The following is a 23,698-nucleotide window of genomic DNA, read 5'->3' on the forward strand; positions in this document are numbered from 1 at the left end:
CTTATGAAACAGATTTTACTTGCTTATTTACTGGTTGGTTTGCTGGGCTTAGCGATCTTGAGCGTACTGAGCTATGGTTATGGTGCGGGCTATGTCTATCTGTATTGGCGCGGACTACAAATCCAGACCACTTTCTGGTTCCTGGTGGGCTTGCTTATCGTAATCAGCTTTCTGATGCATATGCTGTGGTATGCGACCAAGCGTTATCTCAGCTTTAAACAGCGTAAACATGAAACGGTATTCAGCTTTGCCCGCTTGCATCCTTATGAGCAGTTAGCCGTAGTTTGGTTATTAAATGCTGCACAAGATCAACGGGATTTTATCCAGCAGTCTTTTAATCAGTCGGGATTGCTCAAGTATATTATTGATGCCCGATTATCCTGGGGACAGCAACAATATAGCGAAGCATTGAGTAGTTTAAATCAGTCTAATCCTATGGCATTTGAACTGGCAGAATTACAGCGGATTGAAATCTATTTATCGCAGCAGGATGGTCAGCAGGCATTAACGCATTTAGAATTTTTAAATCAACATGAGTTATCTCCCTGGTTAAGACGAGTCAAAACCGCTTATGAGCAGCGTTTAAATGCTTTATGGGGGCAATTTGCCTTACAGTTTCCCTGGTTATATTTACGTTCAACCAAATATGGGCATTTAGACCAAGAAGTAAAAAAAATATGGCTGCAGCAATTATTAATAGCTTATGATCAAGCTACTGAAGATGATTTGGAATATTTAAAACAACGTTATCTGGATTTAAAACAGGACATATTTAATCGTGACTATGAAGTCAAGCTATTATGGTTGAAACTATTATTTAGAATGCCGGAAATGAGCGTTGAGCATGAAAGCCTTGCTAAACACTTACTGGAACTCCAATTTAATCAGGATGTATTCTATTTATGGTTCCAGCAGCAGTTATTAAAGCAGTTTCCAGATTATGCAGATATTGAGCAGCAGATCTCAGTTTGGGATGCAAAATATACTGCACTGCCAATATTAAGTTTTGCCAAATGGCATATTCTACAGGCGACTGGCCGGGTAGAAGAAGCTCAGCAATTGCTGGATCTCTATCCAGATGACATCCGCATGAGCTATTTGAGAATTAAATCTGTATTGCAGGGAAGAGAGGATTTAATACAGCAGTTAAATGCCGTATTTGAATCGAATGTTAATTTTATTGAAATCAGAATTTGAGGAAATAATGTCAGAATTACAACAATATCCGGTGATTTATTCGCAAACTGTTGCATGGGGAGACATGGATGCGTTTGGGCATGTTAATAATGCCATGTATTACCGTTATATAGAAAGTGCCCGTTTGGCTTATTTGGGTAAATTAAATATTTTTGATGAAGATATTTTAACAGTAGTGGCTTCAAATCAATGCCGTTATTTAAAACCTGTGGTTTATCCAGATCAATTAAAAGTGGCGGCACGAATTGATGAAATTCGGAATAGTGCAGTCAGAATGCATTATTTATTATGGAGTGAACAGCAGCAAAGTATCGTGGCCACTTCAGAAGCAGTAATTGTATGTTTAAATAAAAATATGCAGAAAACTGAAATACCTGAACATATTCGAGAAAAAATAAAATCGCTAGAATTAACTGTACAACATGAAATTTAATATTAGAGTTTTTATCTCTAATTTAATGATTAATTTTGTAATGGCCCTTAAGTTTATTGTTATACATTTAAAATTTTATATTGAATATTACACTTAATATAAATATGATGGGTTCGTTATTTATTAAAAGAAATAATGCTATTTATTGGAGAACATGATGCCAGACATTACAAATTTATCAGTTGAAGAGTTAAAACGTTTACAAGCAGAAGCTGAGTCTTTAATTGCTTTGAAAAAAGATCAGGAAATTGAAGATGCTTATCATCAGGTATTGGATATTGCCGACAAAGTAGGCTTAACGATTGAACAGCTTCTTGAATTTGGTGCTTCTAAACGTAAAAAAACTGCACGTAAGTCTGTAGAGCCACGTTATCGCAGTAAAAGCAATCCGGAAGACACCTGGACTGGTCGCGGTAAACAGCCACGCTGGTTAGTTGCTGAATTAGAGAAAGGCGCAAAACTGGAAGATTTCGTGATCTAATCCTTCTGCCGCATTATTCATCATCAGGCTGTTATGCATACGGCCTGTGATTGATCAGCCAAGCACATCCTGCTTGGTTTTTTTATGCCTATGAATTGGCGTCAGAGAAAAAGTGTGCATAATGTGATTATAAAATGACAAAACTATAAATTTAGGGGTTTCGATTGGATAGGTTGGTCGTGGCGGGATGAGCAATAAGCCGAAAACATTAAAATGGTTGATATTTGCAATTCTAGCCTTTTTTGTCTTTGTAATTCTGCAAGTTCCTGCAGCTTGGTTAATTTCAAAATTTTATAAAAATAATCAGGTCTTACATAATGTAAGCGGGAATATCTGGCAGGGAAGTGCGGACTGGAAAAAAGGTAATCTTCGGGGAAGTCTGAACTGGCAGGTTCGTCCTTTGGACCTGTTGTTGCTGAGATTAGGGGCAAATATTGATCTGCATAGCGGTAATACCCAGTTTTCGGGTGTGATGGGCTATGGTCTGAATAAAACTTTAACCGTCAAAAATCTTGAGGGACAGCTTGCACCTGAAACTTTAAAGAAGATTGCTGACTGGCAATGGCCTACCAACCCGATTCAGTTTAAAGAACTCGATTTTAAATATAAAAAAGAGCAAGGCTTTAGTCATGTAGACGGTCAGATGCAATGGAGTGGTGGTGAACTGATTTACACGTTTGCCCAGCGTCAGGAGCGTATGAATGTACCGGTTCTAAGTGGTCAGTTATCTGATGAGAATGGACAGCTGCTGCTGGACGTACGTGATAATCGTGATCAACGTATGTTGAATATTAAACTGGATCCAAGCCTGATGCTGGATATTCAGCTGACACAGCGCTTTTTACTCAATGCTCCTTCTTATACCGGTAAAGCTGGACTGGATACTTATGTGATTAGTACTCGTCAGCCTTTGATGGGGGGCTTCAACTGATGGCAAGCCCACTCGATTATTTTAAAAATATTGATCTGAAACAGACGGAGCGTGTTGCTCCAATTTTATTATTCCTGCTGATTCTGTATTTATGCTGGAAATTGGCCGCCTTATTCTGGCTTCTGGTGGCTCCGCCACAAGCGATGCAGATTGATCAGGTAGAACTGGGGTCACAACAGACTCAAGTGCCAAATATTAGTGCCTTTTCACTATTTCAGGAAACTACTTACGCAGCGAACACTGCTGAAACTGCCAATATTGTCTTGCAGGGGGTTGTGGTGGCGAGCCCAAGCTATAACTCTTCAGCAGTCTTGAAAATTAATGACCAGTCTGACCGTTATCGGGTCGGAGATGTATTGGGGAATAGCGGTTTTACGCTGGCTGAAGTGTATTGGGACCGGGTGATTTTGCGTAAATCAAGCGGTGCGACCCAAGAAATCCTGTTTAAAGGGTTGGAAAATGGTTTAAACCAGCCAATCGTGCCGGATACCTCAGCATCTTCAAATCCGATGCCTCCGATGCATACGGAAAGTGGTATGCCTGAGCAACCTTCACCGCAGAGTGAAATCAATCGGGCTATCCAGCAGATGCAGGAAAATAAGGACCAGTACTTACAGAATATGGGGGTAAGTGCAGCAGAGGGTGGTTATGAAGTCACTTCACGGACACCGGCTGCACTGCGTAATCGCTTGGGATTAAGAGCGGGAGACCGGATTTTGTCTTTGAATGGTCAGACCCTGTCACAGGGACAAACCGAAGCACAATTACTGGAACAGGCTCGACGTGAAGGTCAGGTCAAACTAGAAATAAAACGTGGTGATCAGGTGATGACCATACAACAGGATTTGAAGTGATGTGTCATCACGCATAGGGTTAGGAAACACAAAAGTTTATGGCTTTATTTAATAATAATCGATCAGCATGGGCATTCTGTGTGGCCGCACCATTGGTTGCTATGGTCAGTACGGCAAGTTATGCGCAAACCTGGAAAATCAATCTCCGGGATGCAGACTTAACCGCCTTCATTAATGAAGTGGCGGATATTACCGGTAAAAATTTTGCGGTAGATCCTCGGGTTCGAGGTAATGTCACGGTCATTTCCAACAAGCCACTGAATAAAAACGAAGTTTATGACCTGTTTTTAGGGGTCTTGAATGTCAATGGTGTAGTGGCCATTCCTTCAGGAAATACCATCAAGCTGGTTCCAGACAGCAATGTCAAAAGCTCCGGGATTCCCTATGATGCACGTCATCGTGCGACTGGTGACCAGATTGTCACTCGCGTGATCTGGCTGGAAAATACCAATCCGAATGACCTGATTCCAGCCCTGCGTCCGTTGATGCCACAGTTTGCCCATTTGGCTGCCGTTCCAGGTACCAATGCACTGATTGTGTCGGACCGGGCGACCAATATCTATCAGCTGGAAACCATCATCCGTAATCTGGATGGCACGGGCCAGAATGATATTGAAGCCATTAGCCTGCAATCCAGTCAGGCCGAAGAAATGATCGAGCTGATTGATTCAATGGCAGCGACAGGTGCAGCTAAAGATCTGCGTGGTTCACGGGTACGGGTCATGGCAGATGTGCGTACCAACCGTATTCTGATTAAAGGGGATCCAGCGACACGCAAGCGCATTCGTCAGATTATTGAAACACTGGATGTGCCTGCAGCAGACCGTCTGGGGGGCTTAAAAGTCTTCCGTTTGAAATATGCCAGTGCCAAGAATCTTTCGGAAATTTTGCAGGGGTTAGTGACAGGGCAGGCAGTCAATACTGGTTTGGATAATTCTTCTTCCAGCTCATCTTCTTATAATTCGACTAATAACCTGAATAACAATAATACCACTAGCTCAAATAGCTCAGGTGCATCCAATATTCAGCTCAATACTGGCATGAAAACCGAGCAAGGCGGGATCAGCAGCTTTAATGCCAATGGCGTCAGTATTATTGCGGATGCCACGCAGAATTCTCTGGTGGTTAAAGCAGACCCGCAACTGATGCGTGAAATTGAATCTGCGATTGATCAGTTGGATGTGCGCCGTCAACAGGTTCTGATTGAAGCTGCAATTATTGAAGTAGAAGGGACAGATGCGGACCAGCTGGGTGTGCAATGGGCTTTGGGGGATATCAGCAGCGGAATTGGCTTAATTAACTTCGATAAGTTTGGTACTAGTCTGAGAAATATTGCGGCGGGCTATCTCGCAGGTGGTGGCTTAGGTGCTGCAAGTACTGTGGGTGCGGGTAGTTCCATTGTGATTGGAGATTTTCAGGAAGGCAGTGATGGTTCACGTCGCCTGTATGGTGCGATGATTCAGGCCTTAAAAGAAACCACCAAGTCTAACCTATTATCTACGCCGTCGATTGTGACCATGGATAATGAAGAAGCCTATATTGTCGTGGGTGAGAATGTACCCTTTGTGACCGGTTCGGTTTCGACCAGTGGCTCAGGCGTGGCTAATCCTTATACCACCATTGAGCGTAAAGATGTTGGGGTGACCTTAAAAGTTGTACCGCACATTGGTGAAGATGGTACGGTACGTCTGGAAGTTGAACAGGAAGTCTCTGCGGTCAATCGAGATCGTGGACAAGCACAGGATTTGGTGACCAGCAAGCGTGCAATTAAAACTTCGATTCTGGCTGAACATGGGCAAACCATCGTACTCGGTGGCTTAATCTCGGATAATACTACGTATGGACGTCAGGCTGTTCCAGGTCTGGGAGCGATTCCGGGTATAGGGCGCTTATTCCGCGCTGAAGGTAAGTCTAATCAGAAACGTAACTTATTGATCTTTATCCATCCAACGATTGTGGGGGATAAAAATGAAGTACGTAAACTGGCCCAACAACGTTATGGTCAACTCTATAGCCTGCAATTGGCACTCGATTCAGACGGTAATTTTGCCAAGCTACCGGAAAGTGTTGAAGATGTGTATCAACAGCGTATTCCAGTTTCCAAGACACCACTGACGAATTCGTCCTACCAGAATGTTCCGAGTGCGCCAGCGTCAACGCCGTCAGCCGCAGCAGTGGCTACACCAGTGGCAATTGAGCCAGGGATTCAGCGACAAGTGGTACAGCAGCCAGTCCAGCAGGTTGAAAAAAGTAGAAATACCGTTACAACAACCACACTTAGACCAAAAAGCTAGACCATTCGCATTTGCATACAGCATGTTATGATAATGTCAAAGAGAATAGAGAAGTAGATTTCATGACTTGGAAAATACAGGCAATTACCGATGACTTGACCGGACAGGAAATAGCAATCGACCGTGACATGCTGGTAGGGCGTCATCAGGCGGCTGATATTGTGCTGCAGGCTGCGGAAATCTCGCGTAAGCATGCTGCTTTTCTGCTGAAAAACGATGCACTATGGGTACAGGATCTAGGCTCATCTAATGGCACTTTCGTGAATGACTTGCGTATTGAGCAGGAAACGCGATTAAAACAAGACGATGTAGTCCAGTTTGCCACCTTGAAATTTCTGGTTCTTGAACCTGTAGCGCCTGTTGAAGTGGCGCCAGAAGTTGAAGAAACAGCAGAGCAAGTGGTTGAAGAAATCGAAACGGTTGAGAAAACTCCTGCCCAGCAGATGAATGAGCAGGGCATTCCAGAATTGAAAGAGCGTGATGCTTCAGTCAACTTGACCCGTGATGGTATGCCGACCAATGTCGGTATTCCAAAACCTGCGCCTATTGCTGAAGGGGTAGACCTGAGCTCGGTTAAGCCAGAACCCGCACCGATTCCGGTGGAACAGCCTGTTTCTCGTGTAGAGCAGGAAAAAGAAGCACAGAAAAATGCATCTATTGGACTGATTTCACTAATCGTTCTGATTATTTTGGCGATTATCGCCTGGGTGTTGTTTAAATAAGCCCATGATTGGTTACAATCGAGGCATGCATCACGCATGCCTTTTTTATGGCTGCAAATAAAGAAAATGAGGGGCAGGATGTCAATTGCACAATTGGAACAACGTAAGCTGATTTTATTCGATCTGGATGGTACCTTGGTGGATTCAGCCCATGATCTGTATCGAGCCATGAATATGAGCCTGAATGTCTTGCAGCTACCCCTGGTGACTGAGGAGCAGGTACGGGTGTGGATCGGTAAAGGAACGTCCAAGTTCTGTGAAAGCGTACTCCAGCATTTGGTGGGAGAAGTATTACCTGCCCAGCATCAGGAATTACTTGCGACGTTCCTGGAAATTTATAATGCCGATCCTTGTGTAGATACCAAGCCATTTGACGGAATTATCGAGTTTCTGGAATGGGGTAAGGCTAACGATAAAAAACTGATCTGTGTGACCAATAAACCAGAAGAACCGGCACGCAGTATTCTGGATATTCTGGAAATGGCGCAATACTTTGATGACACGATTGGTGGTGATCGCTTTACCGAGCGTAAGCCAGATCCGCGTCAGTTGTTGCATTGTGTGGAGCATTATGGCGTGACCAAAGAGCAGGTACTGATGATCGGGGACTCAGTCAATGACATCGAAGCTGCGCGCCGTGCGGGTATAGATTGTATTGTAGTCAGCTATGGCTATAATCATGGTGAAAATATAGCAGACTGTGATCCTCAAGAAATTGTCGATGATCTACGTGAGTTGCTTACTTAAATAGGGTACGAAGGAAATAAGATGAATAGTTGTAAGGTTTTTCGATGGCGTCGCTCAGTCCAATTCCATTTCCATACTGAGTAACCCTAATTTAAAGAGAAAAACCGAATGACAACTTCAGCTCAATTCCAGCAACTTGCATCTCAAGGCTACAACCTGATTCCTGTATACCGCCAGCGCCTGGCTGATACTGATACTCCTTTATCTATCTTTGCCCGTCTAAAACAGCACCAACAGGCTTATCTGTTCGAATCTGTGGAAGGGGGAGAAAACTGGGCGCGCTATTCAATTATCGGCCTGGGTGAATCGACTGTATTCTCCTGTAATGCGGGTGAACTGACTGTTCAGCATCCAGATGGCTCTATTGAAAAACAGCACTGTGCCGATCCATTCCAGTATATCCGTGACTTTCAGGCACAGTTTAAAGTACCGACCCAGGCAGAACTTCCAGCCTTACCAAGCTTTACCGGTGGTCTTGTCGGTTACTTTGGTTATGACTCAGTACGTTATATCGAACCTAAGCTAAAAAATGTGCCTGAAGCTGATCCGGTAGGCTTGCCAGATATCTGGATGATGCTGTCCAAAACCGTCATCGTATTCGATAATCTGAAAGATACCCTGTTCCTGATTGTCCATGCCGATGCAGCGGATCAGGCAGCTTATGAGAAAGCGCAGCAGCAGCTGGATGAGCTGGAAAATATTCTGGCAACACCAGTGAGCCTGAAAGCAGAAAAACATACAGCACCGCACTTTGAGTCTTTAACTGGATATGACAACTTTATTGCCTCTATTGAAAAGGTAAAAGAGTACATTCGTGCCGGAGATGTGATGCAGGTCGTGCCGGGTCATCGTATGGTTTCTGATTTCGATGGTGAGCCTTTACAGGTCTATCGCGCATTACGTCATCTTAATCCATCACCTTACCTGTTCCTCGTGCAAGGGCAGACCCTAGAAAATAATACGCCGTTCCATATTGTGGGTTCTTCACCGGAAATTCTTTCTCGTCTGGAAAATGGCATTGCGACTGTTCGTCCACTGGCGGGTACGCGTCCACGTGGCAAGACCAAAGAAGAAGATCTGGCACTGGAAAAAGATTTACTGTCTGATGAAAAAGAAATTGCCGAGCACTTAATGCTGATTGACTTGGGCCGAAATGATGTCGGTCGAGTATCCAAAATCGGTAAAGTACAAGTCACTGATCAAATGGTGATCGAACGTTACTCGCATGTGATGCACATTGTGTCGAATGTACAAGGTGAAGTGCGTGATGATGTCGATGCACTGGATGTTTTTAAGGCAACTTTCCCTGCGGGAACACTTTCTGGTGCGCCAAAAATTCGTGCCATGGAAATTATTGACGAAGTTGAGCCAGTGAAACGCGGAATTTTTGGCGGCGCTGTTGGTTATTTAGGCTGGCATGGTGAAATGGACATGTCGATTGCCATTCGTACCTGCGTGATTCGTGAAAATAAGGTCTATGTTCAGGCTGGAGCAGGGCTGGTTGCGGACTCAAATCCTGAGTCAGAATGGAATGAAACCCAAATAAAAGCTCGTGCAGTGATCAAAGCGGTTGAATTATCATCAAACGGATTGATTTTGTGAGTTTTTGGCGTTTTTTTTGAAAAAAACACTTGCATGGATTCTGAGTTTTGCTAAACTGCACACCGTTCCGATACGAAACGTACGAAACACTAAGAAACGCCGGCATAGCTCAGTTGGTAGAGCAACTGACTTGTAATCAGTAGGTCCACAGTTCGAATCCGTGTGCCGGCACCATCTTAGAGAGTTTGGAGTGCGAAGTAAAGAACGACACTGATGTAAGTGTAAAAATGGTGAGGTTCCCGAGCGGTCAAAGGGGGCGGACTGTAACTCCGCTACGAAAGTTTCGAAGGTTCGAATCCTTCCCTCACCACCAATTTTAAGACTTCAAAGTGGTAAGTACCAACATCGTGCGGGAGTAGCTCAGTTGGTAGAGCGGCAGCCTTCCAAGCTGCATGTCGCGAGTTCGATCCTCGTCTCCCGCTCCATTGTTTGAAGTGCTAATATTTGCTCTTATAGCTCAGTGGTAGAGCACTCCCTTGGTAAGGGAGAGGTCTCGAGTTCAAATCTCGATAAGAGCTCCAGATTACAGTTTGGCAACGTGGTTGCAAAAATATTTCAAAAGCAGGCTATTTAGTCTGCTTTTCAAGTATTTGGTGTTTGGTTTTTTTTAAACGATATGTCGGAGCTGGGTTTTACTCAGAATTGTGTTCGACGTAAACGAGGAAGATTAACATGGCTAAGGCTAAGTTTGAACGTAATAAGCCACACGTTAACGTGGGCACAATCGGTCACGTTGACCATGGTAAAACAACTTTAACAGCTGCGATTGCAACTGTATGTGCGAAAAAATTCGGTGGTGAAGCGAAAGACTACGCTGCAATCGACTCTGCACCAGAAGAAAAAGCACGTGGTATTACAATTAATACTTCACACGTAGAATACGATTCTCCAACTCGTCACTACGCTCACGTAGACTGCCCGGGCCACGCCGATTATGTTAAAAACATGATTACTGGTGCTGCTCAGATGGACGGCGCGATCCTTGTATGTGCTGCGACTGACGGTCCAATGCCACAAACTCGTGAACACATCCTGCTTTCTCGTCAGGTAGGTGTACCTTACATCGTTGTATTCTTGAACAAATGCGACCTTGTAGACGACGAAGAACTTCTTGAATTAGTAGAAATGGAAGTTCGTGAACTTCTTTCTACTTACGACTTCCCAGGTGATGACACTCCTGTAATCCGTGGTTCAGCACTTGCTGCACTTAACGGTGAGGCTGGTCAATACGGTGAAGATGCTGTTGTAGCTCTTGTTGAAGCGCTTGACTCTTACATCCCAGAACCAGAACGTGCAATCGACCAAGCATTCCTGATGCCAATCGAAGATGTATTCTCAATTTCTGGTCGTGGTACAGTTGTAACTGGCCGTGTTGAAACTGGTGTCATCAAAGTTGGTGAAGAAGTTGAAATTGTGGGTATCAAAGATACAGTTAAAACTACTGTAACTGGCGTTGAAATGTTCCGTAAACTTCTTGACGAAGGCCGTGCTGGTGAGAACTGTGGTATCTTGCTTCGTGGTACTAAACGTGAAGACGTACAACGTGGTCAAGTACTTGCTAAACCAGGTTCTATCAAACCGCACACTAAATTCGATGCAGAAGTATACGTACTTTCTAAAGACGAAGGTGGTCGTCACACTCCATTCCTTAACGGTTACCGTCCACAGTTCTACTTCCGTACAACTGACGTAACTGGCGCGATTTCTTTGAAAGAAGGCGTTGAAATGGTTATGCCTGGTGACAACGTAGAAATGTCAGTAGAACTAATTCACCCAATCGCAATGGACCCAGGTCTACGTTTTGCGATCCGTGAGGGTGGTCGTACAGTTGGTGCTGGTGTAGTTGCTAAAGTAACTGCATAATCATAGAATAGAAAATAAGCTGGAGTTTCGGCTCCAGTTTATCTACAGGCCAGTAGTTCAATTGGTAGAGCGTCGGTCTCCAAAACCGAATGTTGGGGGTTCGAGTCCCTCCTGGCCTGCCAAGTTTTTTTCAAAAGACGCTTGATGTCGGCAAAACTGGTCATATAATAAGTCGCGAAACCTACGACGAGTACAAAAATGTCGAATGATAAATCACGCGACGCATTAAGCGAAGCGGCAATTCCTCAAAGAAATAATCCTGCTGTAGATGTAAGTTCTGGTTCTCCATTAGACATTGTTCTATGGGTTATCGCCTTGATTTTATTGGTCGGTGCTATGATGGTAAACCAATATTTACCTGCATACTGGGCGCCTGCGAATGATATTTGGGTGCGCGTTGGGGTAATTTTGGCTTGTATCGTTGTGGTATTCGGTTTATTATACGCCACCCATCAAGGCAAAGGCTTTGTTCGTCTTCTTAAGGATGCACGAATCGAGTTACGTCGAGTGACCTGGCCTACCAAACAAGAGACTGTGACCACATCTTGGCAAGTCCTTGCTGTTGTAGTAATTGCAGCCATTGTTCTATGGTGCTTTGACTATGTTTTAGGCTGGTTAATGAAGTTTATTATCGGGTAAGAGAGCTATGAAACGTTGGTACATTATTCATGCCTATTCAGGTTATGAAAAACAAGTGATGCGTTCGCTTAATGATCGAATCCAGCGTAGCGCTGTTGCCGATAGCTTTGGTGAAGTCCTTGTTCCTACCGAAGAAGTGGTAGAAATGAAGGATGGCAAGAAGCGTAAATCAGAGCGTAAGTTCTTTCCTGGCTATGTATTAGTCGAAATGGAAATGAACGATGACACTTGGCACATCGTGAAAGAGTGTCCAAAAGTGCTTGGTTTTATTGGTGGTACGGCTGAAAAACCGGCTCCAATTACGCAAAAAGAAGCTGATGCAATCCTTGCACGTGTACGCAATACTGGTGAAGCACCGCGTCCTAAGACCATGTTTGAACCAGGCGAAGAATTACTCGTAATTGACGGTCCATTTACTGACTTTAAAGGTGTGGTGGAAGAAGTGCTTTACGACAAGTCACGCTTAACGCTGACGATTAACGTATTTAACCGACCAACTCAGGTTGAACTGGAATTTCGCCAAGTCGAAAAAACAGTTTAATTTGTTCGGGTTGAAAACGCCTGATTTGCGTGCAAATCAGGCATTGTTGTTGTAACGGTATCGTTACTTGAAATCATTGGGGAGCCTAACGGCGTTTGCACCCAGAGGTAATTTGAAATGGCTAAGAAGATTGACGGCTATATCAAGCTGCAAGTTCCAGCTGGTAAAGCGAATCCATCTCCACCGATTGGTCCTGCACTAGGTCAACGTGGTGTTAACATCATGGCATTCTGTAAAGAATTCAATGCTGCTACACAAAAAGTTGAAGCTGGTCTACCAATTCCAGTCGTGATCACTGTGTACAACGACAAGTCGTTCACATTCATCATGAAAACTCCACCTGCTGCTGTTCTTCTTAAGAAAGCTGCTGGTATCCAAAAGGGTTCTTCTGTACCTAACAAAACTAAAGTTGGTAAGTTGACTCGTGCTCAATTGGAAGAAATCGCGACTACTAAAGAACCAGACTTAACTGGTGCTGATTTAGACGCGCGTGTACGTACCATCGCTGGTTCTGCACGTTCTATGGGCTTGGAAGTGGAGCTATAAGACATGGCAAAGTTAACTAAACGTCAAAAAGCCATTGCTGCTGCTGTAGAAGCACAGAAAGTTTACACTTTAGAAGAAGCTGTAGAAGTTCTTACTAGCCTTCCAGCTGCGAAATTCAAAGAATCTTTGGACATCGCTGTAAACCTGGGTGTTGACCCTCGTAAATCTGATCAGGTTGTTCGTGGCGCGACTACTCTTCCTGCAGGTACTGGTAAAACTGTACGCGTAGCTGTATTTGCTCAAGGCGCTGCTGCTGAAGCTGCGAAAGAAGCTGGTGCAGACGTTGTTGGTTTCGATGATCTTGCTGAAAGCATCCAAGGCGGAAACCTTGACTTCGACGTAGTGATTGCTGCTCCTGATGCAATGCGCGTTGTTGGTAAACTGGGTACGATTCTTGGTCCACGTGGCTTAATGCCAAACCCTAAAGTGGGTACTGTAACTCCTGACGTAGCAACTGCAGTTAAAAATGCAAAAGCTGGTCAAGCGCGTTACCGTGTAGACAAAGCAGGTATTATCCACGCTGCGATCGGTCAAGTAGGTTTCTCTGCTGAAGCTGTTCGTCAAAACGTTGAAGCTCTTGTAGCTGACCTTAAGAAAGCAAAACCTGCTACTTCTAAAGGTGTTTACATTCAAAAGATCACTCTAAGCTCTACTATGGGTCCTGGTCTGATCGTTGATGTAGCAAACGTTTCTAAATAAGTTATAAACTTATACAGAATTTTAAAGCCCTGAGTAAGTTTTAAAGCACTGCTTTAAAACTTACGCAAGAAGAAACCGGTTTCGGACTACTTGCGAACTTAGGCAGACTTTGAATTGATAAATGTAAATTTATCAGCGTCAAAGACCTCAGGCGAGGGGAGTTTTATGCTTTCCTCTTAATACTCCAGCCTGCGTAGACGCGGTGGTGTGATTTGTTCATCCTCCGCGTGTGATTTCAGAGATGAATTCACGAATTGGGAGTGTGCTTGTGATCAGGCACATAAATCACCGTTAGGAGGTTTTACAATGGCTCTTCTTATTGAAGGCAAAAAACAGATCGTAGCTGAAGTAAGTGAAATTGCTTCTACTGCATTTGCCGCTGTTGTTGCTGACTACCAAGGTTTAACAGTTGAGCAATTAACTGCTCTTCGTGTTGAAGCTCGTAAACTAGGTGTTAAAACACGTATCGTGCGTAACACTCTGGCTAAACGCGCTCTTCAAGATACTCAATTCAATATCTTGAACGACAGCCTTGTTGGCCCAACAATCTTAGCTTTCTCGACTTCTGAAGACGACATGGGTGCAGCTGCACGCTTGTTCGAAGAATTCGCAAAAACTAACAAAGCATTCGAACTTAAAGCTGCTGCATTTGATGGCAAAGTTTACGAAGGTGCTGAAGTTAGCGTAATCGCGAACCTTCCGAACCAAGAAAAAGCGCTTACTATGCTTGCAAACGTTCTTCAAGCTCCTATTTCGAAATTGGGTCGCCTTATTACTGCGCTCAAAGAGAAAAACGAGTCAGAAGCTGCATAAGCTTAAATTTATTTCCACACCATTCAATTTCCATTTGGAGTTATTCTCATGGCTTTAACTAACGAAGAAATCCTAAACGCAGTTGCAGAAAAAACTGTTCTTGAACTTGTTGAACTAATCTCTGCTTTCGAAGAGAAATTCAACGTATCTGCTGCTGCTGTTGCTGTTGCTGCTGCTCCTGGCGCTGCTGCTGCTGCTGAAGAACAATCAGAATTCAACGTTGAGTTGACTTCTTTCGGTGGTAACAAAGTTGCTGTAATTAAAGCAGTTCGTGAAGCTACTGGTCTTGGCTTGAAAGAAGCTAAAGACATGGTTGAAGGCGCACCTACAGTTCTTAAAGAAGGCGTTTCTAAAGAAGAAGGCGAAGAGCTTAAGAAAAAACTTGAAGAAGCTGGTGCTACAGTTACTCTTAAGTAATTTCTTAAAGGAGCCGGTTTTTTTATAATCGGCTCCAAAAATTGGCTGATGGCTCTTGGGTCATCAGCCTTTTTGCGTTACAATAATCGGCTCGATTTTTGTTTGCATGATATAAAATTCATACAAATTAAAAATAAACATAATGAACAAACGCTTACCAATATTTTTCATTAAAAAAATATTGTTAAGCGTTTTAATACCACTAAAAATTGCAGCATTTGTAAAGAGTGGTGGCCATATCGGCCAGCGTAATTCCTTCTGAGCCCGTTCTGCAGGCGGGCTTGGTTTACACTTTCCGAGGACTCCAGATGGCATACTCATATACCGAAAAGAAACGGATCCGTAAGAATTTTGGTAAATTGCCTAGCGTCATGGATGCTCCGTACCTGCTCGCGATTCAAGTCGACTCGTACAGAACATTCTTACAAGATGGCAAATCACCAAAAAACCGCGAAGATATCGGTCTCCAAGCCGCATTTCGTTCAGTTTTTCCTATTGAAAGTTATTCTGGCAATGCTGCTTTAGAATTCGTTGAGTATAGTCTTGGTAAGCCTGAGTTTGATGTACGCGAATGTATCCTTCGTGGCTCAACTTATGCAGCACCAATGCGCGTAAAAATTCGTTTGATCCTGAAAGATCGCGAAACTAAATCAATCAAAGACGTACGTGAACAAGAAGTCTACATGGGCGAAATGCCGCTTATGACAGACAACGGTACTTTCGTGATTAACGGTACCGAGCGTGTAATCGTATCGCAATTGCACCGTTCACCGGGCGTATTCTTTGACCACGATAAAGGCAAAACTCACTCAAGCGGTAAAGTCCTTTATTCAGCTCGTATCATTCCTTACCGTGGTTCATGGTTAGACTTTGAATTTGATGCCAAAGACCTGGTCTACGTACGTATTGACCGTCGTCGTAAATTGCTTGCGACTGTGGTGCTTCGTGCGCTGGGTTATGCCAACGAACAAATTCTCGACATGTTCTACGAGAAAGTACCTGTGTATCTGGACATGGGTAGCTACCAGATTGACCTTGTTCCAGAGCGCCTGCGCGGCGAAATGGCACAGTTCGACATTGCTGACAAAGACGGCAAAGTCATTGTTGAACAAGGTAAACGTATTAACGCACGTCATGTACGTCAAATGGAAGCATCTGGTCTTGAGAAGCTTTCTGTTCCTGATGAATACCTGTACGAACGTATCACTGCTGAAGACATCCCACTGAAAGATGGTGATGTGATTGCAGCCAATACTGTTCTAAGCCATGAAATTATGGTGAAAATTGCAGAAGGCGGCGTGAAACAGTTCAACATCCTGTTCACTAACGATATCGACCGTGGTCCATTCATTGCGGATACATTACGTGCTGATACCACAGTAAGCCGTGATGAAGCACTTGTAGAAATCTACAAAGTCATGCGTCCAGGTGAGCCACCAACAAAAGAAGCTGCTGAGAACCTGTTCAACAACCTGTTCTTCTCTTCTGAGCGTTATGATCTGTCTCCAGTCGGCCGTATGAAGTTTAACCGTCGTTTGGGTCGTCCTTACGAAGTGGGTACTGATCAGAAGTCACGCGAAGTTGAAGGCATTCTCTCGAATGAAGATATCACTGATGTATTAAAAACATTAGTAGAAATCCGTAACGGTAAAGGTGAAGTCGACGATATCGACCACTTGGGTAACCGTCGTGTTCGTTCTGTGGGTGAAATGACTGAGAACCAATTCCGTGTAGGTCTGGTTCGTGTAGAACGTGCTGTTAAAGAACGTTTGTCTCAAGCTGAAACTGATAATCTGTCTCCGCAAGACCTGATCAATGCGAAGCCAGTGGCTGCTGCAATCAAAGAATTCTTTGGTTCAAGCCAGTTGTCTCAGTTCATGGACCAAAACAACCCGTTATCTGAAATTACCCACAAGCGTCGTGTATCAGCACTTGGGCCTGGTGGTTTGACTCGTGAACGTGCGGGCTTCGAAGTACGTGACGTACATCAAACTCACTATGGTCGTGTATGTCCAATTGAGACTCCTGAGGGTCCAAACATTGGTTTGATCAACTCTCTGTCTGTTTACGCCAAATGTAACAACTTCGGTTTCCTGGAAACTCCATACCGTAAAGTGGTTGATGGCCGCGTAACTGATGACGTTGAATACCTGTCTGCGATTGAAGAAGTAGGTACTGTGATTGCACAGGCCGACTCTGCAGTAGATAAAGACGGCAACCTGTCTGAAGAATTCGTTTCTGTACGTCACCAAGGTGAATTCGTACGTATGCCTCCTGAAAAAGTGACGCATATGGACGTATCTGCTCAACAGGTTGTATCTGTAGCAGCATCACTGATTCCGTTCCTTGAGCACGATGACGCCAACCGTGCATTGATGGGTTCGAACATGCAACGTCAGGCTGTTCCTACGTTAATCGCTGACAAACCACTGGTTGGTACCGGTATGGAAGCGAACGTAGCACATGACTCTGGTGTATGTGTAATCGCGAAACGTGGTGGTCGTATTGAATTTGTTGACGCTTCGCGTGTTGTAATTCGTGTCAACGAAGACGAAATGGTTGCGGGCGAAGCAGGTGTAGATATCTATAACCTGATCAAATACACACGTTCTAACCAGAACACTTGTATCAACCAGAAAGTTCTTGTGAACCTGGGCGATAAAGTAGGTCGTGGCGACGTTCTGGCTGACGGTCCATCAACTGATGGTGGTGAGCTAGCATTGGGTCAAAACATGCGTGTAGCGTTCATGACTTGGAACGGTTACAACTACGAAGACTCTATCTTGTTATCTGAGCGTGTTCTTCAAGAAGACCGTTTAACGTCTATTCACATCCAGGAACTTTCATGTGTTGCACGTGATACCAAACTGGGTGCTGAAGAAATTACTGCCGATATCCCGAACGTGGGTGAAGCAGCGCTTTCTAAACTGGACGAGTCAGGTATCGTTTACATCGGTGCTGAAGTGACCGCGGGTGACATCCTGGTAGGTAAAGTAACGCCTAAAGGTGAAACTCAGTTAACTCCTGAAGAAAAACTGCTTCGTGCAATCTTCGGTGAAAAAGCGGCTGACGTAAAAGACTCTTCTTTACGTGTTCCATCGGGTACTAAAGGTACTGTGATCGACGTTCAAGTGTTTACACGTGACGGTCTTGAGAAAGACGAACGTGCTCAGGCAATTGAAAAAGCTCAGCTGGATGCTTACCGTAAAGACTTGAAAGAAGAATACAAAATCTTCGAAGAAGCAGCACGCGAACGTATTGTCCGTCTGTTGAAAGGTCAGGAATCTAACGGTGGCGGTACTACTAAACGCGGTGACAAACTGTCTGAAGAATTGTTATCTGGTTTAGAGCTGGTTGATCTGCTTGATATCCAACCAAGTGATGAAGCAATTGCTGAACGTTTAACTCAAATTCAAGTGTTCTTAAAAGAGAAGAGCCTTGAAATTGATGAGAAATTTGCTGAGAAAAAACGCAAACTTTCTACAGGTGACGAACTGACAACTGGCGTATTGAAAGTTGTTAAGGTTTACCTGGCCGTTAAACGTCGTATCCAGCCTGGTGATAAGATGGCGGGTCGTCACGGTAACAAGGGTGTAGTTTCTAACATCCTGCCTGTTGAAGACATGCCGCACGATGCCAATGGTGTACCAGTAGATATCGTACTGAACCCGCTCGGTGTACCATCACGTATGAACGTCGGTCAGATTCTGGAAACTCACTTGGGTATGGCTGCTAAAGGTCTTGGCGATCAAATCGATAAGATGCTGAAAGAACAGCGTACAGTTCTTGAACTGCGTGATTTCCTAGACAAGATTTATAATAAGGTTGGCGGTCAGCAAGAAGATCTTGACAGCCTGACTGATGAAGAAATCTTGAAACTGTCTGGTAACTTGCGTAAAGGTGTTCCTCTGGCAACTCCAGTATTTGATGGTGCTGAAGAAGGTCAGATCAAAGAATTACTTGAGCTTGCTGGCTTGTCACGTACGGGTCAAACTGTATTGTATGATGGCCGTACTGGTGAACGTTTCGACCGTCCTGTAACTGTAGGTTACATGTACATGCTGAAACTGAACCACTTGGTTGACGACAAGATGCATGCGCGTTCTACTGGTTCTTACTCTCTAGTAACGCAACAGCCGCTTGGTGGTAAAGCACAATTCGGTGGTCAGCGTTTCGGTGAGATGGAAGTCTGGGCACTGGAAGCATACGGTGCAGCATATACGCTTCAAGAAATGCTTACTGTGAAGTCGGATGACGTTGAAGGCCGTACCCGTATCTATAAGAACATTGTAGATGGTAACCATTATATGGACCCAGGTATGCCTGAATCGTTCAACGTATTGACCAAAGAGATCCGTTCTTTAGGTATCAACATTGAACTGAAAAATGGTGACTAAGAAATCTCCCCCGACCCCTCTTTAAGAAAGAGGGGAGAAAGTCCCCCTTTATAAAGGGGGATTTAGGGGGGATTCTTGAGATTCCCGAATTTCAGTAAAAAACAATATTTGTGACCCAGTCGGGAAGTGAAAATCTCCTCGACACACGGAGAAAAAAATTGAAAGACTTGCTCGATATCATGCGCAAAAAGACGGATTCCGACGGTCATGCTCCTGTAGAGTTTGATCGCATCCGTATTGGTCTTGCGTCACCAGAAATGATTAAGTCGTGGTCTCATGGTGAAGTTAAAAAGCCAGAAACCATTAACTACCGTACGTTCAAACCAGAACGTGACGGTTTATTCTGTGCCAAAATCTTTGGTCCAGTAAAAGATTACGAATGCTTGTGTGGTAAATACAAGCGTATGAAATACAAAGGCGTCATTTGTGAAAAATGTGGCGTTGAAGTAACAACTGCGAAAGTTCGTCGTGAGCGTATGGGTCACATTGAGCTTGCTTCTCCAGTTGCGCACATCTGGTTCCTGAAATCATTGCCTAGCCGTATCGGTCTTTTATTAGACATGACGCTACGTGATATCGAACGCGTATTGTATTTCGAATCTTACGTTGTAACTGACCCAGGTATGACTCCATTTGAGAAATACCAACTTCTGAACGATGAAGAATACTTCAATGCGTTAGAAGAACACGGTGATGAATTCACTGCGAAAATGGGTGCAGAAGCGGTTCAAGACTTGCTTAAAGATATCGATCTTGAAGCTGAAATTGCGCGTCTTCGTGAAGAAATCCCTAACACAACTTCAGAAACTAAGCTTAAAAAAGCCTCTAAACGTCTGAAATTGATGGAAGCATTCAACGATTCGAACAACAAGCCAGAATGGATGGTGATGAACGTACTTCCTGTACTTCCACCAGATCTTCGTCCGCTTGTACCACTTGAAGGTGGTCGTTTCGCGACTTCTGACCTGAACGACCTTTACCGTCGTGTGATCAACCGTAACAACCGTTTGAAACGTCTTCTTGACCTTGCGGCTCCAGATATCATCGTACGTAACGAAAAACGTATGTTGCAAGAATCTGTAGATGCATTGCTGGATAACGGTCGTCGTGGTCGTGCAATTACAGGTTCGAACAAACGTCCGCTTAAATCTTTGGCAGATATGATCAAAGGTAAACAAGGTCGTTTCCGTCAGAACTTGTTGGGTAAACGTGTCGATTACTCTGGTCGTTCGGTAATTACCGTAGGTCCAAGCCTGCGTTTACACCAATGTGGTCTTCCTAAGAAAATGGCGCTTGAACTGTTCAAGCCATTCATCTTTGCGAAGCTGCAAGCATCTGGTCAAGCAACAACCATTAAAGCTGCGAAGAAAATGGTTGAACGTGAAACTCCAGAAGTTTGGGATGTTCTTGCCTCTGTGATTCGTCAGCATCCAGTAATGTTGAACCGTGCGCCGACCCTTCACCGTCTAGGTCTTCAAGCATTTGAACCTATTCTGATTGAAGGTAAAGCGATCCGTCTTCACCCACTCGTATGTGCTGCGTTCAACGCCGACTTCGACGGTGACCAAATGGCGGTACACGTACCATTAACACTTGAAGCTCAGTTAGAAGCTCGTGCGTTAATGATGTCGACTAACAACATTCTGTCTCCAGCGAACGGTGAGCCAATCATCGTACCGTCTCAGGACGTTGTCTTGGGTCTTTACTACATCACTCGTGATGCAGTAAATGCCAAAGGTGAAGGCATGGTGTTCGCGGATACTGACGAAGTGAACCGTGCGCTTGCGACTGGTCAGGTAGATATGCACGCTCGCGTGAAAGCACGTGTACACCAAACCGTGATCAACGAAAACGGCGAACGTGAACAGCAAACGATTATCGTAGATACAACTCCTGGTCGCTGTCTGCTTTGGGAAGTTGTGCCTGAAGGTATGGACTTCCAGCAAATTAACGTTGAGATGACTAAAAAGAACATCTCTAAGTTAATCAACTCTTGCTACCGTAAACTGGGTCTGAAAGACACTGTTATCTTCGCGGACCAATTGATGTACCTTGGCTTCCGCCAAGCGACTCGTTCTGGTGTTTCTGTTGGTATGGAAGACATGGTCATTCCACCACAAAAACAAGCGATTATCGGGAAAGCCGAAGCTGAAGTTCGTGAAATTGAACAACAGTTCGAACAAGGTTTCGTAACTGCCGGCGAACGTTATAACAAAGTGGTCGATATCTGGGCGCGTACAAACGACCAGGTAGCGAAAGCGATGATGGATAACTTGTCATTCACGACTGTTAAGAACAAACAGGGTGAGGACGAGAAACAGAAATCATTCAACAGCATCTACATGATGTCTGACTCTGGTGCCCGTGGTTCTGCAGCTCAGATTCGTCAGTTGGCTGGTATGCGTGGTCTGATGGCGAAACCGGATGGTTCGATCATTGAGACACCAATTAAAGCGAACTTCCGTGAAGGTTTGACAGTACTTCAGTACTTCATTTCAACACACGGTGCGCGTAAAGGTTTGGCCGATACAGCACTGAAAACAGCGAACTCTGGTTACCTGACTCGTCGTCTGGTAGACGTTGCGCAAGACTTGGTCATCACTGAGCCGGATTGTGGTACGTTGTCTGGTCTTGTCATGACTCCGTTCATTCAAGGCGGTGACGTGATCGAGAACCTGGGTACTCGAGTACTAGGTCGTGTAGTTGCTGAAGATGTGAAACGTGCGGGTACTGAAGAAGTTATTCTGCCGCGTAACACATTGATCGACGAAAAACTTGCAAACTACCTGGAAGAGCAAGGTGTCGATGAAGTTAAAGTACGTTCAGTCGTATCTTGTGAATCTACTTTCGGTGTTTGTGCGAAATGTTACGGTCGTGACCTTGCACGCGGTCACTTGGTAAACCCAGGTGAATCTGTGGGTGTTATGGCTGCTCAGTCAATTGGTGAGCCGGGTACACAGTTAACCATGCGTACCTTCCACGTAGGTGGTGCTGCGAGCCGAACTTCTGCTGCAAACAGCGTACAAGTTCGTAATAAAGGTACTGTACGTTTCCATAACGTAAAAACTGTACAACATGCCAAAGGTCACTTGGTATCAACTTCACGTTCAGGTGAAATCGGTATTGCAGATGACTTAGGCCGTGAACGTGAACGTTACAAACTGCCATATGGTGCGTCTATCTTGCTGAAAGATGGCGAAGCTGTAGAAGCAGGCGGTATCGTAGCGACTTGGGATCCGCATACACATCCACTTGTAACAGAAGTAGCTGGTAAAGTTCGCTTCAGCCAGATTGCTGATGGTGTAACTGCAACATCGAAAACTGATGATGCAACTGGTATGACCACTGTTGAAATCTTGCCTGTAACAGCACGTCCTGCTTCTGGTAAAGATTTACGTCCAGCTGTTGTGCTTGACACAGTAGACGGCGGTGAACAGTTCTACTTCTTGCCACAAAACACCATTCTTTCTGTCCGTGATGGCGAAACAATTGGTGTGGGTGACGTAATTGGTCGTGTACCACAAGAATCTTCACGTACTCGTGATATTACCGGTGGTCTGCCACGTGTTGCTGACTTGTTCGAAGCGCGTAAACCGAAAGAACATGCAATCCTTGCAGAAGTTTCAGGTGTTGTAAGTTTCGGTAAAGAGACCAAAGGTAAAAACCGTCTGGTGATTACTCCGGATGATGGTTCTGAGATCTACGAAGAGCTGATTCCGAAATGGCGTACCATTAACGTGTTCGAAGGCGAACATGTGAACCGTGGTGAAACTATTTCTGATGGTCCACAGAACCCGCATGACATCTTACGTTTGAAAGGTGAAGTGGCGTTGACTAACTACATCGTGAACGAAGTTCAGGACGTTTACCGTCTGCAAGGTGTAAAAATCAACGACAAGCATATTGAAGTGATCGTACGTCAAATGCTGCGTAAAGTGGACATCACTGACGGTGGCGATACAAGCTTTATCAAAGGTGAACAAGTGGATTACATCCGTGTGATGCAAGAGAACCAAGCTGTTCTTGCGCAGAACAAGTTCCCTGCGAAGTTTGAACGTCAATTGATGGGTATTACCAAAGCGTCGCTTTCTACTGACTCGTTCATCTCTGCTGCATCGTTCCAGGAAACCACTCGTGTGTTAACTGAAGCGGCTGTAACAGGTAAAGAAGATGATTTACGCGGTCTGAAAGAAAACGTAGTTGTAGGTCGTCTGATCCCAGCGGGTACAGGCCTGGCTTATCACTTAGAGCGTCGTCGTCAGGAAGCAGAAGCTGCAGAATTTGAATTGCACAATGACTTCTCTGATGTAGACCAGGCGTTGAGCCAAGCATTCAGCGATGAATTTAACGGTCTGTAATTAGCCGCTAAATCATTTTAAAAAGCCACCTTCGGGTTAATGCCAGTCAGTTAAGAGATTGACTGGCATTTTTTTGGGTATTTCTGTGGTTTCCCTTTCACAACTCGTGGGTAGTTTCTACTTCTTTTTTTCGGTAAAACATACCTTTTAGATTTTTCCATTAA

19 protein-coding genes and 5 tRNA genes are annotated in these 23,698 nt (G+C 44.4%); 23 read left to right on the forward strand and 1 reads right to left on the reverse strand.

Annotated elements, in window-relative coordinates:
* Positions 1-3 precede the first annotated feature (3 nt).
* The 21 genes from FTU72_RS09675 to rplL all read left to right on the forward strand — a co-directional run bounded on the left by FTU72_RS09675 (position 4) and on the right by rplL (position 14,779).
* Entirely contained in the window at positions 4-1,197 is a 1,194-nt protein-coding gene (locus FTU72_RS09675) for a heme biosynthesis protein HemY (RefSeq protein ID WP_180052770.1), read from the forward strand.
* 7 nt (positions 1,198-1,204) lie between these two features.
* On the forward strand, positions 1,205-1,630 hold the full coding sequence (locus FTU72_RS09680; RefSeq protein WP_004781650.1) for a thioesterase family protein: 426 nt from the start codon (positions 1,205-1,207) through the stop codon (positions 1,628-1,630).
* 154 nt (positions 1,631-1,784) lie between these two features.
* Complete coding sequence (locus FTU72_RS09685; protein ID WP_079281036.1) at positions 1,785-2,111, forward strand: H-NS family nucleoid-associated regulatory protein; 327 nt, start codon at positions 1,785-1,787, stop codon at positions 2,109-2,111.
* A gap of 187 nt (positions 2,112-2,298) precedes the next feature.
* A complete protein-coding gene (gene gspN, locus FTU72_RS09690) occupies positions 2,299-3,042 on the forward strand; it encodes a type II secretion system protein N (protein WP_004781653.1) in 744 nt (247 codons plus the stop codon).
* The gene (locus FTU72_RS09695) at positions 3,042-3,896 is read left to right on the forward strand and encodes a type II secretion system protein N (protein WP_180052771.1); all 855 of its coding nucleotides are present in this window, start codon (positions 3,042-3,044) and stop codon (positions 3,894-3,896) included. The genes gspN and FTU72_RS09695 overlap by 1 nt, the downstream gene beginning before the upstream one ends.
* 38 nt (positions 3,897-3,934) lie before the next feature.
* The gene (gspD, locus tag FTU72_RS09700; RefSeq protein ID WP_180012046.1) at positions 3,935-6,190 is read left to right on the forward strand and encodes a type II secretion system secretin GspD; all 2,256 of its coding nucleotides are present in this window, start codon (positions 3,935-3,937) and stop codon (positions 6,188-6,190) included.
* A gap of 62 nt (positions 6,191-6,252) precedes the next feature.
* The gene (locus tag FTU72_RS09705; RefSeq protein WP_179991964.1) at positions 6,253-6,912 is read left to right on the forward strand and encodes an FHA domain-containing protein; all 660 of its coding nucleotides are present in this window, start codon (positions 6,253-6,255) and stop codon (positions 6,910-6,912) included.
* A gap of 78 nt (positions 6,913-6,990) precedes the next feature.
* Positions 6,991-7,659, forward strand: a complete 669-nt coding sequence (gph, locus tag FTU72_RS09710) for a phosphoglycolate phosphatase (protein WP_180012048.1) — start codon at positions 6,991-6,993, stop codon at positions 7,657-7,659.
* A gap of 108 nt (positions 7,660-7,767) precedes the next feature.
* Positions 7,768-9,261, forward strand: a complete 1,494-nt coding sequence (trpE, locus tag FTU72_RS09715; RefSeq protein ID WP_180052772.1) for an anthranilate synthase component I — start codon at positions 7,768-7,770, stop codon at positions 9,259-9,261.
* 98 nt (positions 9,262-9,359) lie between these two features.
* Positions 9,360-9,435, forward strand: a tRNA-Thr gene (locus FTU72_RS09720).
* A 55-nt stretch (positions 9,436-9,490) separates the two neighbouring features.
* Positions 9,491-9,574: transfer RNA gene (locus FTU72_RS09725), tRNA-Tyr, on the forward strand.
* A gap of 36 nt (positions 9,575-9,610) precedes the next feature.
* Positions 9,611-9,686: transfer RNA gene (locus tag FTU72_RS09730), tRNA-Gly, on the forward strand.
* A gap of 21 nt (positions 9,687-9,707) precedes the next feature.
* Positions 9,708-9,782 (forward strand) — tRNA-Thr (locus tag FTU72_RS09735).
* Positions 9,783-9,933: 151 nt separating this feature from the next.
* Positions 9,934-11,124 (forward strand): elongation factor Tu, encoded by a 1,191-nt coding sequence (gene tuf, locus FTU72_RS09740; protein WP_179991967.1) that lies wholly within the window; start codon positions 9,934-9,936, stop codon positions 11,122-11,124.
* Between the two features lie 46 nt (positions 11,125-11,170).
* Positions 11,171-11,246: transfer RNA gene (locus tag FTU72_RS09745), tRNA-Trp, on the forward strand.
* A gap of 76 nt (positions 11,247-11,322) precedes the next feature.
* Positions 11,323-11,763 carry a preprotein translocase subunit SecE gene (gene secE, locus FTU72_RS09750; RefSeq protein WP_180052773.1) on the forward strand — a complete coding sequence of 147 codons (441 nt, stop codon included), beginning with the start codon at positions 11,323-11,325 and terminating at the stop codon, positions 11,761-11,763.
* A gap of 7 nt (positions 11,764-11,770) precedes the next feature.
* Positions 11,771-12,304, forward strand: coding sequence for a transcription termination/antitermination protein NusG (gene nusG / locus FTU72_RS09755; protein WP_005232530.1), 534 nt, complete (start codon positions 11,771-11,773; stop codon positions 12,302-12,304).
* A gap of 117 nt (positions 12,305-12,421) precedes the next feature.
* A complete protein-coding gene (rplK, locus tag FTU72_RS09760; RefSeq protein ID WP_004781668.1) occupies positions 12,422-12,850 on the forward strand; it encodes a 50S ribosomal protein L11 in 429 nt (142 codons plus the stop codon).
* Between the two features lie 3 nt (positions 12,851-12,853).
* A complete protein-coding gene (gene rplA / locus FTU72_RS09765; RefSeq protein WP_004781669.1) occupies positions 12,854-13,549 on the forward strand; it encodes a 50S ribosomal protein L1 in 696 nt (231 codons plus the stop codon).
* 306 nt (positions 13,550-13,855) lie between these two features.
* The gene (rplJ, locus tag FTU72_RS09770) at positions 13,856-14,362 is read left to right on the forward strand and encodes a 50S ribosomal protein L10 (protein WP_004781671.1); all 507 of its coding nucleotides are present in this window, start codon (positions 13,856-13,858) and stop codon (positions 14,360-14,362) included.
* 48 nt (positions 14,363-14,410) lie between these two features.
* Positions 14,411-14,779 carry a 50S ribosomal protein L7/L12 gene (gene rplL, locus FTU72_RS09775; RefSeq protein ID WP_159123444.1) on the forward strand — a complete coding sequence of 123 codons (369 nt, stop codon included), beginning with the start codon at positions 14,411-14,413 and terminating at the stop codon, positions 14,777-14,779.
* Positions 14,780-14,842: 63 nt separating this feature from the next.
* Here rplL and FTU72_RS09780 read toward each other — a convergent pair whose 3' ends face one another.
* Positions 14,843-15,094: a hypothetical protein gene (locus FTU72_RS09780; protein ID WP_034170979.1), complete on the reverse strand. Its 252-nt coding sequence runs from the start codon at positions 15,092-15,094 to the stop codon at positions 14,843-14,845.
* On the opposite strand from FTU72_RS09780, the gene rpoB reads away from it, so the two are divergent.
* Entirely contained in the window at positions 15,088-19,176 is a 4,089-nt protein-coding gene (rpoB, locus tag FTU72_RS09785) for a DNA-directed RNA polymerase subunit beta (protein ID WP_004781674.1), read from the forward strand. The two genes, FTU72_RS09780 and rpoB, sit on opposite strands and share 7 nt — an antisense overlap.
* Positions 19,177-19,334: 158 nt before the next feature.
* Positions 19,335-23,534 (forward strand): DNA-directed RNA polymerase subunit beta', encoded by a 4,200-nt coding sequence (gene rpoC, locus FTU72_RS09790; protein WP_004781676.1) that lies wholly within the window; start codon positions 19,335-19,337, stop codon positions 23,532-23,534.
* Positions 23,535-23,698 lie beyond the last annotated feature (164 nt).

This window comes from Acinetobacter sp. YH12137 (assembly GCF_013418535.1).
GTDB lineage: Bacteria > Pseudomonadota > Gammaproteobacteria > Pseudomonadales > Moraxellaceae > Acinetobacter.

Bases quoted from the DNA above. Each gene is read 5' to 3' on its own strand.
- FTU72_RS09675 (WP_180052770.1), top strand. From the start codon at position 4: ATGAAACAGATTTTACTTGCTTATTTACTGGTTGGTTTGCTGGGCTTA.
- FTU72_RS09680 (WP_004781650.1), top strand. From the start codon at position 1,205: ATGTCAGAATTACAACAATATCCGGTGATTTATTCGCAAACTGTTGCA.
- FTU72_RS09685 (WP_079281036.1), top strand. From the start codon at position 1,785: ATGATGCCAGACATTACAAATTTATCAGTTGAAGAGTTAAAACGTTTA.
- gspN (WP_004781653.1), top strand. From the start codon at position 2,299: ATGAGCAATAAGCCGAAAACATTAAAATGGTTGATATTTGCAATTCTA.
- FTU72_RS09695 (WP_180052771.1), top strand. From the start codon at position 3,042: ATGGCAAGCCCACTCGATTATTTTAAAAATATTGATCTGAAACAGACG.
- gspD (WP_180012046.1), top strand. From the start codon at position 3,935: ATGGCTTTATTTAATAATAATCGATCAGCATGGGCATTCTGTGTGGCC.
- FTU72_RS09705 (WP_179991964.1), top strand. From the start codon at position 6,253: ATGACTTGGAAAATACAGGCAATTACCGATGACTTGACCGGACAGGAA.
- gph (WP_180012048.1), top strand. From the start codon at position 6,991: ATGTCAATTGCACAATTGGAACAACGTAAGCTGATTTTATTCGATCTG.
- trpE (WP_180052772.1), top strand. From the start codon at position 7,768: ATGACAACTTCAGCTCAATTCCAGCAACTTGCATCTCAAGGCTACAAC.
- tuf (WP_179991967.1), top strand. From the start codon at position 9,934: ATGGCTAAGGCTAAGTTTGAACGTAATAAGCCACACGTTAACGTGGGC.
- secE (WP_180052773.1), top strand. From the start codon at position 11,323: ATGTCGAATGATAAATCACGCGACGCATTAAGCGAAGCGGCAATTCCT.
- nusG (WP_005232530.1), top strand. From the start codon at position 11,771: ATGAAACGTTGGTACATTATTCATGCCTATTCAGGTTATGAAAAACAA.
- rplK (WP_004781668.1), top strand. From the start codon at position 12,422: ATGGCTAAGAAGATTGACGGCTATATCAAGCTGCAAGTTCCAGCTGGT.
- rplA (WP_004781669.1), top strand. From the start codon at position 12,854: ATGGCAAAGTTAACTAAACGTCAAAAAGCCATTGCTGCTGCTGTAGAA.
- rplJ (WP_004781671.1), top strand. From the start codon at position 13,856: ATGGCTCTTCTTATTGAAGGCAAAAAACAGATCGTAGCTGAAGTAAGT.
- rplL (WP_159123444.1), top strand. From the start codon at position 14,411: ATGGCTTTAACTAACGAAGAAATCCTAAACGCAGTTGCAGAAAAAACT.
- rpoB (WP_004781674.1), top strand. From the start codon at position 15,088: ATGGCATACTCATATACCGAAAAGAAACGGATCCGTAAGAATTTTGGT.
- FTU72_RS09780 (WP_034170979.1), bottom strand. From the start codon at position 15,094: ATGCCATCTGGAGTCCTCGGAAAGTGTAAACCAAGCCCGCCTGCAGAA.